Source organism: Acinetobacter sp. XS-4 (genome assembly GCF_023920705.1).
In the GTDB taxonomy this organism is placed as follows: Bacteria; Pseudomonadota; Gammaproteobacteria; order Pseudomonadales; family Moraxellaceae; genus Acinetobacter.
Genome location: NZ_CP094657.1, coordinates 2,888,757 through 2,905,845, shown reverse-complemented (window position 1 = coordinate 2,905,845; position 17,089 = coordinate 2,888,757). Strand labels below are relative to the sequence as shown.

General features: G+C 38.5%; 15 protein-coding genes. 9 read left to right on the top strand and 6 right to left on the bottom strand.

All coding sequences use genetic code 11. The annotated features are described in order from the left end of the window. Positions 1-13: 13 nt before the first annotated feature. A complete protein-coding gene (locus MMY79_RS13555; protein WP_252609357.1) occupies positions 14-973 on the bottom strand; it encodes a metal-dependent hydrolase in 960 nt (319 codons plus the stop codon). A gap of 521 nt (positions 974-1,494) precedes the next feature. Here MMY79_RS13555 and MMY79_RS13550 point away from each other — a divergent pair. Beyond that, a complete protein-coding gene (locus MMY79_RS13550; protein WP_016138803.1) occupies positions 1,495-2,115 on the top strand; it encodes a TetR/AcrR family transcriptional regulator in 621 nt (206 codons plus the stop codon). A gap of 78 nt (positions 2,116-2,193) precedes the next feature. Here the strand turns inward: MMY79_RS13550 and MMY79_RS13545 are convergent, their stop codons facing one another. After that, positions 2,194-2,916, bottom strand: coding sequence for a pirin family protein (locus MMY79_RS13545; RefSeq protein ID WP_252609355.1), 723 nt, complete (start codon positions 2,914-2,916; stop codon positions 2,194-2,196). 571 nt (positions 2,917-3,487) lie between these two features. Here MMY79_RS13545 and MMY79_RS13540 point away from each other — a divergent pair. The 3 genes from MMY79_RS13540 (at position 3,488) to MMY79_RS13530 (ending at position 6,470) form a co-directional block, all read left to right on the top strand. Beyond that, entirely contained in the window at positions 3,488-3,715 is a 228-nt protein-coding gene (locus MMY79_RS13540) for a hypothetical protein (protein ID WP_049837772.1), read from the top strand. Between the two features lie 320 nt (positions 3,716-4,035). Beyond that, positions 4,036-5,355: an NCS2 family permease gene (locus MMY79_RS13535; RefSeq protein ID WP_252609353.1), complete on the top strand. Its 1,320-nt coding sequence runs from the start codon at positions 4,036-4,038 to the stop codon at positions 5,353-5,355. Between the two features lie 116 nt (positions 5,356-5,471). After that, positions 5,472-6,470 (top strand): adenosine deaminase, encoded by a 999-nt coding sequence (locus MMY79_RS13530; protein WP_252609351.1) that lies wholly within the window; start codon positions 5,472-5,474, stop codon positions 6,468-6,470. 44 nt (positions 6,471-6,514) lie between these two features. Here the strand turns inward: MMY79_RS13530 and MMY79_RS13525 are convergent, their stop codons facing one another. Then, on the bottom strand, positions 6,515-7,072 hold the full coding sequence (locus tag MMY79_RS13525) for a cytochrome b (RefSeq protein WP_005299282.1): 558 nt from the start codon (positions 7,070-7,072) through the stop codon (positions 6,515-6,517). A 236-nt stretch (positions 7,073-7,308) separates the two neighbouring features. On the opposite strand from MMY79_RS13525, the gene MMY79_RS13520 reads away from it, so the two are divergent. Together MMY79_RS13520 and rnhB are read left to right on the top strand one after the other, a co-directional pair. Continuing rightward, complete coding sequence (locus MMY79_RS13520) at positions 7,309-7,698, top strand: hypothetical protein (RefSeq protein WP_004793775.1); 390 nt, start codon at positions 7,309-7,311, stop codon at positions 7,696-7,698. Positions 7,699-7,768: 70 nt separating this feature from the next. Next, positions 7,769-8,335: a ribonuclease HII gene (gene rnhB / locus MMY79_RS13515; RefSeq protein ID WP_004793774.1), complete on the top strand. Its 567-nt coding sequence runs from the start codon at positions 7,769-7,771 to the stop codon at positions 8,333-8,335. A gap of 67 nt (positions 8,336-8,402) precedes the next feature. On the opposite strand, the gene csrA is transcribed toward rnhB, so the two are convergent. The 3 genes from csrA to alaS all read right to left on the bottom strand — a co-directional run bounded on the left by csrA (position 8,403) and on the right by alaS (position 12,885). Continuing rightward, entirely contained in the window at positions 8,403-8,657 is a 255-nt protein-coding gene (csrA, locus tag MMY79_RS13510) for a carbon storage regulator CsrA (RefSeq protein WP_004793773.1), read from the bottom strand. A 245-nt stretch (positions 8,658-8,902) separates the two neighbouring features. After that, positions 8,903-10,183 carry an aspartate kinase gene (locus tag MMY79_RS13505; RefSeq protein ID WP_016138794.1) on the bottom strand — a complete coding sequence of 427 codons (1,281 nt, stop codon included), beginning with the start codon at positions 10,181-10,183 and terminating at the stop codon, positions 8,903-8,905. 65 nt (positions 10,184-10,248) lie between these two features. Then, on the bottom strand, positions 10,249-12,885 hold the full coding sequence (gene alaS / locus MMY79_RS13500) for an alanine--tRNA ligase (RefSeq protein WP_252613528.1): 2,637 nt from the start codon (positions 12,883-12,885) through the stop codon (positions 10,249-10,251). A 273-nt stretch (positions 12,886-13,158) separates the two neighbouring features. Between alaS and gap the strand changes: the two genes are divergently transcribed. The 3 genes from gap (at position 13,159) to MMY79_RS13485 (ending at position 17,038) form a co-directional block, all read left to right on the top strand. Beyond that, a complete protein-coding gene (gene gap, locus MMY79_RS13495; protein ID WP_252609349.1) occupies positions 13,159-14,178 on the top strand; it encodes a type I glyceraldehyde-3-phosphate dehydrogenase in 1,020 nt (339 codons plus the stop codon). Between the two features lie 311 nt (positions 14,179-14,489). Continuing rightward, positions 14,490-15,656, top strand: coding sequence for an ATP phosphoribosyltransferase regulatory subunit (locus MMY79_RS13490; RefSeq protein WP_252609347.1), 1,167 nt, complete (start codon positions 14,490-14,492; stop codon positions 15,654-15,656). A 62-nt stretch (positions 15,657-15,718) separates the two neighbouring features. Next, the gene (locus MMY79_RS13485; RefSeq protein WP_016138789.1) at positions 15,719-17,038 is read left to right on the top strand and encodes an adenylosuccinate synthase; all 1,320 of its coding nucleotides are present in this window, start codon (positions 15,719-15,721) and stop codon (positions 17,036-17,038) included. Positions 17,039-17,089 lie beyond the last annotated feature (51 nt).

Here is a 17,089-nt window from a genome sequence, read left to right as displayed (position 1 = left end):
TTATAAAGGACGATTAAGAAACGCGTACAGGTGGGGTAAATTCTTTAACAAAGAAAGGAGCAATCGCGCCGCCTTCGTTTAGTAATTTCTTTTTGTAATACTCAAGATATTCAGTCGTATCATGATCATTTGGATGAAAGTCTGGACGTAAATAGTCAAGAATTTGACCTATCGTACTGCCAAAAACGCCATCTTTGGGACCAAAAATTAAGCCTACTCCGCGACGAGCATCTTTCCAGAATTTTAAAGTCAGCATCTCTTGCGGTTTTCTTAAAACAGGGACAACTAAAGTAGTTGCAGGGATAAGGCCTAAAATCGTAAATAAAGCGAGGAAGAAGCCAGAAGCGCGCAGTGGATAGCTGCCATTTAAGATTTGATAGACATCATAAGCAATGTCTTTATGCTCAGACTCTTCAAGCATATGCCACATCCACAATGCACGACTCTTTACATCATCTGAATAATAGAAATTCTTTTCATGCTTCATCATGTATTCAGCAAGTACCGCAGTAAAATGCTCAATACCCGCCATCATTGACAATTTCAGTGGTTGTGGAAATTTCAAAAATACATATTTAAAGAAGTTCGAACCAAGAAAGCGATATAGCGCAACAGGATATTCAGCCTCTTGCAGTGCATCGTTATATTCGTTGTGCAATTTTGAGTGGATTGCTTCTTGGCCAATCAACGAAGTTACTCGCTGTTTTAAGATTGGATCTTTAATAAATTCGCGGTGGTGACGAGCGGTTTCAATAACCAGATCTTCACCATAGGTTAAAAACACCGAAAGTGTGGCAAAAAATAAAGTAGCAAACTGGTTGTCCATATAGAATCTGACATCAATTTCCTTACCATCAAAACCAATATTTAAATGTCGGATTGGGATTGAGCTTTTGCTAGCAAAGTCCGGTAACTCGATTTCACGGTGAAATTTAAGTTTGTTTAATGATTTTTTTACTGTGGTCGAGATCATGGCGATACCCTGAGACAAAGTAGTGGTGCATTTTGATGAAAATCAATAAAATTGATGCTCAACAAAGCACTGTAAATTCCATTTTCAAAAGCAGAATATTCTCTGCATTGACTACGGTGTTGTTGCTCCGTTATTTGTTTGATTATTTGGCTGAATAACGGAAAGAAGAGTAAAGATAGACAAAGCTATTAGTGACTCTTCTTTAATTTTTTCATATTAATCTGACTTTATGTTCGGATTCAATTCGGGTAAATTTTTAAATATATAAAACTATTTTATAAATAAATTTCGATATAAAATTTTTAAGTTAATTTATTTTATATATTTGAAAAATAACAAATAATTTAAATTGTTGAGTGGATTTTTAATCCGTAAATGACTGTTGAAATCTATAAGTTAAGCTGTGTTAATCTCGATTTTTTTCATTAAGTTTGACAACTATTCGGATTTTGTTTTTTTATTTCTACAGCACCAGATTACATGCTAATCTGACTTTATGTTCGGATTATTGATTAGATCGTATGACCACGCGTAAACCTCGTCAAACTCGAGCCAAAGTCACCGTTGATACTATTATTGAAGCTGGTTTTATTGGGGTGGCGCTGCATGGGCCAAGTGGAACCACGACACGTCACATTGCAGAAATTGCTGGAGTGAGTGTTGGCTCTCTCTATGAATATTTTAAAAATAAAGAAGAAATTTATGATGCGATGAATCACTACTTTGTTCGGGAAATTCTGGACATGATTACAGAGCTTACCCCAACTATTTTGCAGTTGGAGTTAGAGCCTGTGATCGAAATGATTTTTTATACTTTTAGTGATTTATTAAAGAAAAATAACGACCGCTATTTGACTGTTTTGCGCTATGCAGGCGAGTTACAGTACGACAAATACATTCCAAAAATTGAACAGGCTTTAATGGAAGTCATCATGAAATATATGATGCATAATCCAAAATACCTAAAAATTAATAATTTGGCTGTAATTACCTATATTTGTATTAATAGTGGAATTTTTAATGTCGCTCGGCACCTGATCTTGCCAAATCCTTACATTAGTTTTGATGAGATGGTACAAGGGCTAACCACGATGATTATGAGTTATATCAATACAGAGATAGCGCGCTCAGAAGAGCATTGATCACAATTAGGGTTTTTCCATTCAAATAAATCATATAAAAAGCCCTCACATAAAGTTTTATGTGAGGGCTAAATTACATTATGGCATGGTTGGAACTTCTTCTGGACGCATATCGAAAATCAAAATTTCGGCATTATCACCATTGGTAAACGATAAGCTTTCGCTATCACGAATACGTGCAGCATCACCAGTGTTAAAGGTTTTACCATTTACATCAACACGACCTTTGGCAACGTGTAGGTACACATATCGACCCTCAGGAATCACAAATTCAGCAGTTTCTTCACCATCAAAAAGACCTGAGTAAATATTAATGTCTTGTTTGATCGACAAAGTTTTCTCGCCACCTTTTGGTGAAATAATCAAATGCAATTTACCGCGTTTGTCTGCTTCATCAATATGAACTTGTTGATAACCTGGATCTGTATTCACTTCATTTGGGACAACCCAGATTTGCAAGAAATGAACGCCTTCTTGAGCTGAATGGTTAAATTCACTATGAGCAACACCACGACCTGCACTCATGAGCTGAATGTCACCCGGCACAATCACAGAACCTGTGCCCATCGAGTCTTTATGCTCTAATGCACCTTCAAGCACATAGGAAATAATTTCCATATTGCGGTGAGGGTGAGTACCAAAGCCTTTAGATGGAGCAACGTTATCATCGTTAATTACAAGTAGATCAGAAAAACCAACTTGTTTAGGATCCCAATAGTTAGCAAATGAAAAGCTATGTTTTGATTGTAACCAACCATGATGTGCTGCACCACGCTCGTGAGATAAACGCATATCAAACATGATGTATTCTCCTGATTTAATTTTCTATCTGAGCGTAGTTTATCGTAGCGTTTATCGTAATAAAGCACTGAAAATGGAAAGCTTGGTGCGATTTTTAGAACGATTAAATGAAAATTATTAGTTAACTAAGAGAAGGGATCTTTTAGTTAAAATTGAAATTTTACCTTTAAAGCTAAAGAACAAATATAAGAAATGGCTAGATAGGCAAACACATCTAGATAAAACAGTTGAAAGAAAAATAGATCTTTTTATCCTATTTAATAGGTAAAAAATTGAGAGATATTTCAAGCGATATACACATTAGTCTACACTGTGTATTTAAATGAACTTAATAATGAAAATGAATAAAAAGCTAATATTAAAAATAACTAAACATGAGCTGTTTTGAAATAAAGTTACTTTTCAATGGAAATGTTTTGTATTTATCACTGGTTCTAATAAAAGTTTTAAAATCACCTTTTTTTTCAATAATTTGAGTAAGAGGGTGTTATTGTAAATAAATGTGAAAATATTCACAAAGCTGTATTTTTTTGTTAAGATCGTTAACATTAAAAACATAGAGATAATAATAATGATCAATAAAGTATTAATAGTGTTGTGTGTGGGTATCGTCTTTGTATTAGGATATTGGGCCTATTTAGATACTCAAAATAAAAGACATCAAGAGCTCATGCGGATCATTCAAGAAGCAGAAAGAAATCTACAAAGTATCGAACGCAATCCAAATCATGCTCATCACAGCAATTTAGCTTCCTATAATATGCAAGAATATATCGGTGAGAAAAAAATTATTTTCTAAAAATATTGAATGATAAATTTCTAAATTTTCCTTTGCCATTGGTCATATCTTTTCATAAATTTTGATCATGTTTCTGTTGAATCTGTTAAACTTATTGAACGTATAGTAAAAAAGCTGCATAGGGGTTATGCAGCTTTTTTGTGTTTCAAGAGGGGCTGTGACTATTTCCTATGTACGAACTAGAAACCAAATGAGTGGCATATTTGTTGCTTCATAAGTTTGAGATTCTTGTTTATAGGGCTGAACAGAAAAACAATATTGTTCAGCGACCTACATAGACGTAAATATTCCACAGTTCAGATTTTGCATAGAGGCTACTTATGGCGGCGCCCAATTCTTCGGCAGGCTGGTTAGAGCGTTTATTTAAGTTAAGCGACAATAAAACCACTTTCCGAACTGAAGTTCTTGCTGGTGTAACTACATTTCTAACGATGTGTTACATCATTATTGTCAATCCACTCATTTTATCTGAAACCGGCATGGATCATGGCGCCGTATTTGTTGCGACCTGTTTGGCAGCAGCAATCGGCTGTTTAGTGATGGGGATCATTGCTAATTATCCAATCGCACTGGCCCCTGGTATGGGTTTAAATGCTTATTTTACCTATTCAGTTTGTATGGGTATGGGCGTGCCATGGCAAACAGCTTTAGCAGCTGTTTTTGTTTCAGGTCTTGTCTTCCTTGCAATTAGCTTCTTTAAAATTCGTGAAGCGATTGTAAATGCGATTCCGATGTCACTTAAGTTTGCGATTGGTGGCGGTATTGGTTTATTCCTAGCACTGATTGCACTAAAAAATGCAGGCATCATTGTTGATAATCAAGCGACATTAGTTGGCTTAGGGGATATCAAACAACCTACAGTACTATTAGCATTATTTGGATTTTTAATGATTGTGGTTTTACACCAATTAAAAATTCGTGGTGCAATCATTATTAGTATTTTGGTGGTTACTGCAATTGCTACTGCTTTAGGTCTAAATGAATTTAAAGGTGTAGTGGGTCAAATCCCTTCAATTGCGCCAACGTTCATGCAAATGGACTTTAAAGGTCTATTTACTGCAAGTATGGTCGGTGTCATCTTCGTATTCTTTATTGTCGACTTGTTTGATAGTACAGGTACTTTGGTTGGTGTTTCACACCGTGCCGGTCTTTTAAAAGACGGTAAATTACCTCGTTTGAAGAAAGCATTATTTGCAGACTCTACTGCAATTGTTGCTGGTGCTGCATTAGGTACATCTTCAACTACACCATATATTGAATCAGCTTCAGGTGTAGCAGCGGGTGGACGTACTGGTTTAACTGCTGTTGTAGTTGCTGTCCTATTTATCTGCTGTTTATTTTTAGCACCTCTTGCTCAATCTGTACCAGGTTTTGCAACGGCGCCAGCTTTATTGTTCATTGGTGTGTTGATGATTCAAGGTATCACTCATATCGATTGGGATGATATTACGGAAGCTGTTCCAGCCTTTTTAACTATTGTATTTATGCCATTTACCTATTCAATTGCTGATGGTATTGCAATGGGCTTTATTAGCTATGCATTAGTTAAATTATTCACGGGTAAGGCAAAAACTGTACCGTATATGGTATGGATTATTGCTGCACTTTGGGTATTTAAATTTATCGCGTTTGGCGGTTAATATGATTTTTTATAATTTTCTTCTTGAGCTATCTTAGTCATAGTTTCTAGTAAGAAGAAAATTATAGAAGGGTGTGATTTTTACCACACCCTTTTTTCTTTAGATGTGGAGTTAATATGAATCAAGTCGAGCTGATTCGTGCCTTACCAAAAGCCGAATTGCATGTACATATTGAAGGGACTTTTGAACCTGAATTAATGTTTGCAATTGCCCAGCGCAATCAGATTCAGATTCCTTACAAATCTGTTGAAGAAGTAAAGCAAGCTTATAACTTTCATAATCTTCAATCATTTCTAGATATTTACTATGCTGGTGCGAATGTTCTTGTACATGAACAAGACTTTTATGATTTAGCATGGGCTTATTTTGAGAAATGTGCCGAAGATCATGTCGTTCATACAGAAATGTTCTTTGACCCGCAAACCCACACTGATCGTGGTGTTGCGTTCTCAACAGTGATTAGCGGTTTAAAGCGTGCTTGTGCAGATGCTAAAGCTAAGTTTGGTATCAGCTCTCAACTGATTATGTGTTTCTTACGTCATTTAAGTGAAGAAGCTGCATTTGAAACACTTGAACAGGCTTTGCCATTTAAACAAGACATTATTGCTGTAGGCCTCGATTCAAGTGAAGTAGGGCATCCGCCAGCTAAATTTGAACGTGTTTTTGCTAAAGCACGTGAAGAAGGTTTCTTAATCGTTGCTCACGCTGGTGAAGAAGGTCCACCTGAATATGTATGGGAAGCTTTAGATCTACTCAAAGTGAACCGTATTGATCATGGTGTACGTTCTGAAGAAGACGAACAATTAATGGTGCGTTTAATTAACGAAAAAATGCCTTTAACAGTTTGTCCTTTAAGTAACTTAAAGCTATGTGTTGTTAAGGATATGAAAGATCATAATATCCGTCGTCTATTGCAAAAAGGCGTACACGTGACGGTTAACTCAGATGATCCTTCATATTTCGGTGGATATATGAATGATAATTTCTTTGCCATCCAACAAGCTTTAGACTTAAACAATGACGAGTTGAAGCAACTCGCAATTAACTCTTTTGAAGCCTCTTTCATTTCAGATGAAGAAAAACAAAAGTGGATTGCAGAAATCCAAAAAATCTAAATAAAAAAACCGCCTATCTCAGGCGGTTTTTTTATACATACGTTTTATTTAGGCTGTTTAGTCATGCTATTTAAAATGTTGTCTTTATCAACAAAGTGATGTTTTAAAGCTGCTAGTACATGCCCAACAATCAGCAAGCCAGCAAACCAAGAAATATAAACATGCAAAGGTTTAACAACAGCTAAAAGCTCTGGGTTATCTTGTACTAAACGCGGAATTTCAAATAAATATAAAACAGGGGCAGGGTGACCAGCGCTCCAGCTAAATAAACAACCCGTGACAGGTAAAGCCACCAAAATCACATAAAGCAATAGATGACCAACGTGTGCCAAAGTTTTCATCATTGGAGACATGGTGTCAGGTAATTTTGGAGCTGGATGTGTATAGCGCCATAAAATCCGGATAATCACCAAAAAGATAATGGTGGTTGCAATATTTTTGTGCAGCGTAATGACATCGCCTTTAAAGGGGCCATCAACGTCATAACTTAAAAAATTTCCACTATAGAAACCAATAGCCCATGCTGCGATGAAAATGATTGCCATCACCCAATGCAGGATTTGTGCGGTACGGGTGTAATACTGAGATGAAACAGCAGGCATAAAAAACCTATTTTTTTGTCGCTTTGATTTTCAATTTTATGGGAAAGCACTGATTTTGAGAAATGTTTTAAATGTAACAGAGCGTGCTAAAAACAGAACGTTTAAGGAAAAATGCATTTGATGAGCTGGATTTTGTTGGGGAAAAAGATTGCATAAATGCATCAAATTATTTGTTTCTTCTAAAGTCGAGTTTAGGCACAATACGCGCTGCCAACGTTCAATCAAAGGAAAAAATGATGAAAAAATTGATGCTCGCTCTAGCGCCAGTTGTTTTAGCTTTAACAGCGTGTGCAACGACTACAGGTACGGGTACAGGCGCTACTTCTGCACAAACAACAACTCAGCAGTTGGGTGTTGCTGCATTAAAAGTTGCTGTAAATGCGAAATGTATTACAGAAATTAATAATGTTGCCGCTTGGAAAACAGCAACAAAGCTTATGACTGCTGAGCAACGTGATAGCATTCAAACTAATGTTTGTGGTTGTGTGAGCGAAAAAGCACCAAATAGTGTAACGGCAGTAGAATTGGCAGCGGCTGCATTTGATGTAAATGCACGTGCTACAATTGTAAACCAAGTAGTTTCAAAAACTGTAAATGAGTGTGTGGCAGAAGCTTTACAAAAGTAATTAATGTTTTTTGTATTAAAGAAGGCTGATTACTATTGATCAGCCTCTTTTGTTTAAAGGTGAAGAGTAAATGTTTATTGCTGGTGTAGATGAGGCGGGACGTGGCCCATTAGTAGGTTCCGTTGTGGCAGCGGCTGTTATTTTAGATCCGAATAATCCAATTGAGGGATTAAATGATTCTAAAAAATTAACTGAAAAGAAACGTGAAAAGTTGTTTATTGAAATACAAGAAAAAGCCTTAGCTTGGTCAATTGCAGAAGCAACGCACGCTGAAATTGATGAATTAAATATTTTACAAGCGACTTTTTTGGCCATGCAGCGCGCAGTTGATGGTTTAAAAGCTCAACCACAAAAAGTGATTGTAGATGGTAATCAAATTCCAAAAGGAATCATTATTCCTTGTGAAGCTATTGTTGGTGGAGATGCGAGTCACCCTGAGATCAGTGCAGCGAGTATTCTGGCAAAGGTTACGCGTGACCGACAAATGGCAGAATTAGATCAGCAATATCCATTATTTGGTTTTGCCAAACATAAAGGATATCCAACTAAAGCGCATTTTGAAGCGATTGCAGCGCATGGGGTAATCGATCAGCACCGTCGCAGCTATGCTCCTGTTAAACGTGCTCTAGGCCTATAAATACAAAGTCCTAAAAAATTTAAAGCGACTAGAAAGTCGCTTTAATTAGGGAGAGAATAACTTCATATTAACGATTGAAGTTTTTCTGTGCATAATTATCATCTTCAAAAGAAACTTGATAATCTTGATCAAGATGCTGAAGATGTTCATGCATTGCACGTTCATGTTGAATACGTTGATAAATTTCTTCGCGATGAACAGAAACCTCTTTTGGTGCATTCACACCAATACGAACCTGGTTTCCTTTGACGCCAAGCACAGTAACACTGACTTGATCCCCAATCATTAATGTTTCCCCGACACGGCGGGTCAGAATCAGCATGTTTATCTCCTTGCTAAACGCTTAAAACTGCAATATTGGTACCCAAATAAAAGCTCAACCTCAGTTTTCAGTCAGATTCTAACAGAAATATGAGAACAAAGTCATATTTTGATAATCACTGCCAAAAAACTTTCCGTTTAATATAACAGAGCCGCTATAAAAAAAACTATAGCGGCTCTGTGTTTTCTTTGATTATTGTCGGACAAGTAAACATTTTTTAATGAATTATTGACCGTTTGGTAAAATTAAGCGCGGGCGCTGCTTTCACCATGTTCACGATCTAAACCAAAAGCGGTATGTAGACAACGAACAGCAAGTTCAAGATATTTCTCATCAATAATGACAGAAACTTTAATTTCAGAAGTTGAAATCATAAGAATGTTGATGCCTTCGTCAGCTAGGGCAGTGAACATCTTGCTCGCGACCCCTGCATGTGAACGCATACCTACACCTACGATAGACACTTTAACGATGTCATCACGTGTTGAAACTTCACGTGCACCAATATTTTTGGCAGTTTCATTTAAGATTTTTTCAGCTTTTGCTAAATCAACACGGTTTACAGTGAAAGTGAAATCTGTTGTGCCATCTTCTTCAACATTTTGCACTATCATGTCGACTTCGATATTAGCATCACTTACTGGTGATAAAATTTTAGAAGCAATACCTGGTTCATCAGGTACACCTAAAATCGTTAATTTTGCTTCGTCACGGTTAAAAGCAATACCTGCAATAATTGGCTGTTCCATAGTATCTTCCGCCTCAGTCGTAATGAGTGTACCTACATTTTCTTTAAATTCTTCGTCAAACACGCCGTCATTATCATTATCAAAACTTGATAATACACGTAAAGGAACTTGATATTTTCCGGCAAATTCTACTGAGCGAATTTGTAAAACTTTTGAACCTAGTGAAGCCATTTCTAGCATTTCTTCAAAAGAAATACGGTCGATTTTTTTGGCTTTAGGAGCAACACGCGGGTCAGTGGTGTAAACGCCATCTACATCAGTGTAAATTTGGCATTCATCTGCTTTTAGAGCAGCAGCAAGAGCAACACCAGAAGTATCTGAACCACCGCGGCCTAGCGTTGTGATATTTCCGTTAGCGTCAAAGCCTTGGAAACCTGCAACAACAATAACACGGCCTGCATCTAGGTCATTGGTCATGACATCTGTATCAATAGACTCGATACGCGCCTTGGTAAATGCACTGTCAGTTTTAATACCGACTTGACGTCCGGTATAGGATTTAGCTTCCACACCAATCGAATTAAGTGCCATAGCTAACATGGAAATCGTCACCTGTTCACCGGTTGAAACCATTTGGTCTAACTCGCGTGGGTCAGGTGTTTCGGTAATGGCTTTAGCGAGAGCAAGTAAGCGGTTTGTTTCACCACTCATTGCAGATACGACCACAACAACCTTGTGACCGTGATCATGCCAACGCTTAACACGACGAGCAACATTTAAAATGCGCTCGGGGGTACCCATAGAAGTACCGCCATATTTTTGAACGATTAATGCCATAGTTTTTCCATATAAGCCATGACCCTGAGAGGCTTTTCAGGGTCAGTTACACAAAAAGTGAAGTCTTATTTTTGTTCAAGCCATGCAGGTAATGCAGCAATAACTTGTCCAAACTTCTCGTTAAGTGGCGCGCCACCTTGTGCTAAGTCAGGTTTACCACCACCTTTACCACCTAACTCAGTTGCTAGATGCTTGATGATGTCACCTGCTTTTAGATTTGCAGTGTATTGTGATGCAACTGAAGCAAGTAGGCTAACTTTGTCACCCTCTACGCCAGCTAACACAATAACTGCATTCTCTAATTTTGATTTAACACTGTCATGTAAGTTGCGAAGTGATTTCGCGTCTACACCTTGAACAGTGGTAATAAGCGTTTGACGACCAGAAATCGTTTGTACCTGATCAATCAATTCTGACGCTTGGAAGTTTGCCAATTTCTGATTGAGCTGTTCAATCTGCTTTTGTAATGTAGAAACAAGTTCTACATTAGCCTGTACACGCTCAACAGTTTGGTCTTTCTGTGCTTTTAATAAGCCATTAATGTGCTGGATATCTGAATCAGTTTTTTGTACTACATCTAATGCTTTAGTACCCGTAACTGCTTCAATACGACGTACGCCAGCAGCTACACCGCCTTCAGAAGTGATTTTAAATAAACCAATATCACCTGTACGCTTAACGTGAATACCACCACAAAGTTCAATCGAGAAGTTTTTCTCATCAATCACTGAACCCATAGCGAGAACACGAACTTCGTTACCGTATTTTTCACCGAACAGCATCATGGCACCTTTAGCTTTTGCCGCTTCGATGTCAAGGAGTTCAGTCGTTACTGCAGTATTTGCAATAATTTCTGCATTCACTAAACGCTCAACCTGTTGTAACTGTTCAAAAGTTACAGGTTGGTCATTAGCAAAGTCAAAACGTAAGATATCACTTGCAACTAAAGAGCCTTTTTGTTGTACGTGTGAACCTAAGATTTGACGTAGAGCAGCATGTAATAGGTGAGTTGCCGAGTGGTTGCGAGCTGTTGCATCACGGATATCTGCTTTAACAATCGCTTCAACGTTTTGATCAGCTTTAAGGTTACCAACAGTCACAATACCTTGATGGACAAAGGCACCGCCTGACTTTTTGGTATCTTGAACTTCAAAAATACCAGTTTCGTTTTTGAAGATACCTGTGTCACCAATCTGACCACCACTTTCTGCATAGAAAGGAGTTTGGTTTAAAACGATAAGTGCTTCATCACCTTCAGAAACTTCATCAACTTGTACGCCATCTTTATAGATTGCTACAATTTGGCCTTGACCAGTGGTGTTGATGTAACCGTCAAACTGGGTTTCGCCTTCAACTTGTACAATGCTGTTATAGTCAATAGCGAATTTACCAGCATCACGAGCACGTTGACGCTGAGCAGCCATTTCTACTTCAAAACCAGCTTCGTCAATAATAAAGTCACGTTCACGTGCAATATCAGCAGTTAAGTCTGTTGGGAAGCCGTAAGTGTCGTAAAGTTTGAAGACTGTCGCACCAGGAATAGTCTTATCTTTTAATTGAGCAAGTTCACCTTCAAGTAGTTTTAAACCTTGCTCAAGTGTTTTAGCAAACTGTTCTTCTTCACGAACTAAAGTTGCTTCAATCACATCTTTACGAGCTGCGAGCTCAGGATAAGCCTCACCCATAACTTCGATTAAAGGTTGCAACATTTTGTAGAAGAACGTACCAGTTGCACCAAGCTTATTACCATGACGCACAGCGCGGCGGATAATACGGCGTAGTACATAACCACGTCCTTCATTGCTTGGATTTACACCATCAGCAATTAGGAAACAGCATGAACGAGCATGGTCGGCAACAACACGTAAAGAAGGTTGGCCTTCATCTTCGATACCAATAATGTTTGCAGCAGCTTTTAATAAGTGTTGGAACAGGTCAATGTCATAGTTTGAATTAACATGTTGCAATACAGCAGAGATACGCTCTAAGCCCATACCTGTATCAACAGATGGAGCAGGGAGAGGGTGAAGTACGCCATCAGCAGTACGGTTGAACTGCATGAAAACGTTGTTCCAGATTTCAATGAAACGGTCGCCATCTTCTTCAGGTGTGCCCGGTAAGCCACCCCAAATGTGATCGCCATGGTCAAAGAAAATTTCAGAACATGGACCACATGGACCTGTGTCACCCATTGCCCAGAAGTTATCAGATGCGTATTTTTCGCCTTTATTATCACCAATACGGATAATACGTTCAGGCGCTAAACCGATTTCTTTATTCCAGATGTCATAAGCTTCATCATCGGTGTGATAAACGGTCGCATATAAACGGTCTTTAGGGAGAGCTAGCCATTCATCGCTAGTCAAAAATTCCCAAGCGAATTTAAGTGCATCACGTTTGAAATAATCACCAAATGAGAAATTACCTAACATTTCAAAGAACGTATGGTGACGAGCAGTATAACCAACATTGTCTAAGTCGTTATGTTTACCACCAGCACGTACACATTTTTGTGATGAAGTTGCACGTATATAGTCACGTTTTTCAAGACCTAAGAAGCAGTCTTTAAACTGGTTCATCCCAGCATTTGTAAATAATAAAGTTGGGTCGTTGGCAGGAACAAGAGAACTCGACGCGACACGTGTATGCCCTTGCGTCTCAAAATAGCGCAAAAATGCTTCACGAATTTCAGCAGATGTCATTAAACGAGTACTCACAACCAAGTCACTCCATATTTTCGAATTTGGCTAAATGTATCATCAATGCTCGTTTGTTTTATGCCAAACCTTAGCATGTGATACGGGGCTTATTTTTTAAAAACGCTAAATTGTAGCGGAAAAACCCCACCGAACCAACGATTTTAAAAGGAATATCTTACAAAACTGTGATTTGGCTAAAAATCTATATTCAACTGGGCGTGACGTGCTTTACTATATGCCTTCTTTAGCCTGTAGTTTTGTAGATAAGGATAGGTCATGCAACGTATCGCCATTAATGGGTTTGGCCGAATTGGACGTAATGTTTTACGTGCTTGGTTTGAGAGCCCAAAACAATTTCAATTTGAAATCGTGGCGATTAACGACATAGCAGATGTCCAGACATTAGTGCATTTATTTAAATATGACTCAACACATGGCCGCTTCAATGGAAATGTTGAAATATTTATTGAAAATGAAAAAGTTTTTTTGAATATTCAGTCAAATCAACGAAAGCTAAAAGTTGAGGTTTTAAAGCAGAAACAACCTGAACTTTTACCATGGTCTAGTTTAGATATTGATGTGGTGCTTGAGTGTACAGGACTGTTTCGTTCTCACGCTGATGCAACGCGTCATCTACAAGCAGGGGCGAAGCGGGTCATCATTGGGGCAGCGCCTTTTGACCATGTCGATGCAGCCATTGTTTATGGTGTTAATCATCATGAAGTCAAAGTAACAGATCAGATTATATCAAGCGTTTCATGTACTACGCAGGCTTTGGTTCCATTGGTAAAAATCATTGATGATGCTTTTGGTATTGAAACAGCGCTTATGACCGAAATTCATGCAGTAACGGCAGATCAATCTGTGCTGGATCATGCGCATCGTGATTTACGTCGTGCTAGAGCATCTGGACAAAATATTATCCCAACCACGTCTAGCGCACTCGGTGCATTAAAACGTGTTATGCCTAAAATGGAAGACCGCATTGATGGTTATTCAATTCGCGTACCTACCATAAATGTAGCTGCAATTGACTTAACTTTTATCGCGCAATCTCCAATTACTGTGCATCATATTAATGAATTATTGATTAAAGCATCTCAAACAGACTATGCAGAAATTATGGCAGTAACAGATGAGCCATTAGTTTCTAGTGATTTTAACCATTCACCTTATTCACTCATTGTTGATTTAACTCAGACTATGGTCGTTGGGCATCAAGCGAAAGTATTCGCTTGGTACGATAATGAATGGGGCTATGCAAATAGATTATTAGATTTGTGTGATTCTTTCTAAATTTAAAATAACTTAAGAAAGCTATTCAACAGTCAAGGTCGGTTAATTGCAAACAAGGCGATAGTTCAGATATTGGCCCATTCTTTGGTCGAAGAACTTTTGACTATGATATAAGTAAAGCAGAGTAAGATCTTGAATATTATTATTAATTGTTTAAATCTTCTTTTTGACTTTAGAGTTTATTAAGAAAGATTTATGCAAATTGTCAGGTGCATGGCAGAAAGTATCATGCTACACTAAGAGAAATCGGGTGTGTTCCCGATTTTTTTATGTGGGGTCGTTCCACGTTGATCAGATTTTAGGCTTGAAATATGACCATTTCAGAGACATGGTTGCTGCCTGACGGGGTAGCAGATGTATTGCCGGAACAGGCACAAGTCATTGAAAAACTTCGCCGTGAAGCTTTAGATTTCCTCGCGGTGCGAGGTTATCAATTGGTATATACACCATTTATCGAATACATCGAATCGTTGTCTTCATTATCAGAATCAAATCAAGACTTAGATTTAGTAACTTTTAAGGTTATTGATCAGCTCTCAGGCCGTTTACTCGGTGTTCGTGCTGATATGACACCACAAGTTGCTCGTATCGATGCACATGTAAGACCAGTTGAAGGCATTGCACGTTACTGTTATTCAGGGACTGTATTACATACTAAACCACAAAATTTCAATGCCACACGTGCACCTTTGCAATTAGGTGCAGAGTTATATGGCCATGACAGCATTGAAGCTGATGTCGAAATGGTCGATGTCATGCTGGGATTGATTGAGAACATTTATACTCTACAAGGCGCTCATTTAGATTTGGGCCATGTAGGGTTGTTCCGTAGTCTAGTAAAGTATGCTGGCCTGTCAAAAAATGAAGAACATGAGCTGTCTGATCTTTATCAAAGAAAAGCGTTACCAGAGTTAGCAGAATTTACTCAAAACCTAAATATGGGTTCTGATTTCTATGCGCTTGGCCGTTATTCTAGTGATCTAGAAGCATTACAGACAAATTTAAGTGCCAGTATCTTGCAAGATGCGGAATTTAAGTCAGCATTAGATGCACTTAAAACGACACTTGAGCAAATTAAAGGTCGTTGGCCAAATCTCAATATCGGTATTGATGTTGTAGAGCTACGTAGTTATCACTATCACACTGGCTTAATGTATGCGGTATATGCACCAAACCGTGCTGCGCCATTAGCGCAGGGTGGCCGTTATGATGGTATTGGTGAGCACTTCGGTCGTGCACGTCCTGCTACTGGCTTCAGTTGTGATCTATATGCCTTAGGTGCAAATCAGTTCGCAGAGATCGAAACTGTTGTTGCTCCAAAAGGCTCAGAACAAGATTTACTCTCAGCAATTTCGAATGCACGCGCTCAAGGTTTACGTGTCGTTCAATTGTTAGGTAATGATGATTTAAGTTCTATTCCATACGCGACCCATCAACTTGTGGCGCAAAATGGTCAATGGAATATTGAAAAGATTTAAATGCCAACGGTAATTTTTACTGGTGGTTTCCAATTTTAACAGCATGATGTAATGAGGCTATTATGGGCAAAAATGTTGTGGTACTTGGTACCCAATGGGGCGACGAAGGTAAAGGTAAAATCGTCGACCTGCTCACAGATCAGGCGGCTGCGGTAGTACGTTATCAAGGCGGACATAACGCAGGTCATACTCTTGTCGTAGGTGGTAAAAAGACTGTATTGCACCTCATTCCATCAGGTATTTTACGTGAAAACGTATTGTGCTTAATTGGTAATGGTGTAGTACTTTCACCAGCCGCGTTAATTGAAGAAATGGGAATTTTGGAAGCGGAAGGAGTTCCGGTTAAAGAACGCCTACGTATTTCTCCAAACTGTCCACTCATTTTGCCTAACCACATTGCACTTGATCAGGCACGTGAAAAGAAACGTGGTAATGCTAAAATCGGTACTACAGGTCGTGGTATTGGTCCTGCTTACGAAGATAAAGTAGCTCGCCGTGCAGTGCGTGTTGCTGACCTTGTTCGTGGTGGCGCAGCATTAGAAGAAAAACTTCAAGAAATGCTTGAGTTACATAACTTCCAGTTAACTCAGTTCTACGGTGTAGAAGCTGTTAAATTTGAAGATGTATTGGCTCTTTGCAACCAATGGCGTGAAGTTCTTGCTCCATTAGTAGTTGATGTTACTAAAGTGTTGCATGACTATCGCAAAGAAGGTAAAGCTGTAATGTTTGAAGGAGCTCAAGGCTCACTTCTAGATATTGACCACGGTACTTATCCATATGTTACAAGTTCAAATACAACTGCTGGTGGCGTAAGCTCTGGTTCAGGTATGGGACCTTTGCATCTTGATTATGTATTAGGTATTACTAAAGCTTATACAACACGTGTAGGTGCTGGTCCATTCCCAACTGAATTGGTTTACGATGCAGCTGCTGATGCTGGTGATCCAGTGGGTAAACACCTTGGTACAGTTGGTCATGAGTTTGGTGCTTCTACTGGTCGTCAACGTCGTTGTGGTTGGTTTGATGCTGAAATCCTTCGCCGTTCTGTAGATGTAAACTCACTTTCTGGTATTTGCTTAACTAAACTAGACGTTCTAGATGGTTTAGAAGAAGTGAAAATCTGTGTGGGCTATGAAAATACAGATTCAGGCTGTGTAGGTTCTTCTGATGCGGTTTCTTTTGAATGCTTGAAACCAATTTATGAAACTATGCCTGGTTGGAGCGAGTCGACTGTTGGTTTAACCAGTATCGAACAATTGCCAGCAAATGCTTTGGCTTATGTGAAGCGTATTGAACAATTAATCGAATGTCCGATTGACATCGTTTCAACTGGTCCAGACCGCGCAGAAACAATTGTTTTACGTCATCCATTCTCTGCTTAATTAGCAAAGATTAAAAAGGCCTCCTGAAAGGGGGCTTTTTTATACCCGACT

Excerpts from the sequence above, each read along its gene's own strand:
- MMY79_RS13555 (WP_252609357.1), bottom strand. The coding sequence starts at position 973 with ATGATCTCGACCACAGTAAAAAAATCATTAAACAAACTTAAATTTCAC.
- MMY79_RS13550 (WP_016138803.1), top strand. The coding sequence starts at position 1,495 with ATGACCACGCGTAAACCTCGTCAAACTCGAGCCAAAGTCACCGTTGAT.
- MMY79_RS13545 (WP_252609355.1), bottom strand. The coding sequence starts at position 2,916 with ATGTTTGATATGCGTTTATCTCACGAGCGTGGTGCAGCACATCATGGT.
- MMY79_RS13540 (WP_049837772.1), top strand. The coding sequence starts at position 3,488 with ATGATCAATAAAGTATTAATAGTGTTGTGTGTGGGTATCGTCTTTGTA.
- MMY79_RS13535 (WP_252609353.1), top strand. The coding sequence starts at position 4,036 with ATGGCGGCGCCCAATTCTTCGGCAGGCTGGTTAGAGCGTTTATTTAAG.
- MMY79_RS13530 (WP_252609351.1), top strand. The coding sequence starts at position 5,472 with ATGAATCAAGTCGAGCTGATTCGTGCCTTACCAAAAGCCGAATTGCAT.
- MMY79_RS13525 (WP_005299282.1), bottom strand. The coding sequence starts at position 7,072 with ATGCCTGCTGTTTCATCTCAGTATTACACCCGTACCGCACAAATCCTG.
- MMY79_RS13520 (WP_004793775.1), top strand. The coding sequence starts at position 7,309 with ATGAAAAAATTGATGCTCGCTCTAGCGCCAGTTGTTTTAGCTTTAACA.
- rnhB (WP_004793774.1), top strand. The coding sequence starts at position 7,769 with ATGTTTATTGCTGGTGTAGATGAGGCGGGACGTGGCCCATTAGTAGGT.
- csrA (WP_004793773.1), bottom strand. The coding sequence starts at position 8,657 with ATGCTGATTCTGACCCGCCGTGTCGGGGAAACATTAATGATTGGGGAT.
- MMY79_RS13505 (WP_016138794.1), bottom strand. The coding sequence starts at position 10,183 with ATGGCATTAATCGTTCAAAAATATGGCGGTACTTCTATGGGTACCCCC.
- alaS (WP_252613528.1), bottom strand. The coding sequence starts at position 12,885 with ATGACATCTGCTGAAATTCGTGAAGCATTTTTGCGCTATTTTGAGACG.
- gap (WP_252609349.1), top strand. The coding sequence starts at position 13,159 with ATGCAACGTATCGCCATTAATGGGTTTGGCCGAATTGGACGTAATGTT.
- MMY79_RS13490 (WP_252609347.1), top strand. The coding sequence starts at position 14,490 with ATGACCATTTCAGAGACATGGTTGCTGCCTGACGGGGTAGCAGATGTA.
- MMY79_RS13485 (WP_016138789.1), top strand. The coding sequence starts at position 15,719 with ATGGGCAAAAATGTTGTGGTACTTGGTACCCAATGGGGCGACGAAGGT.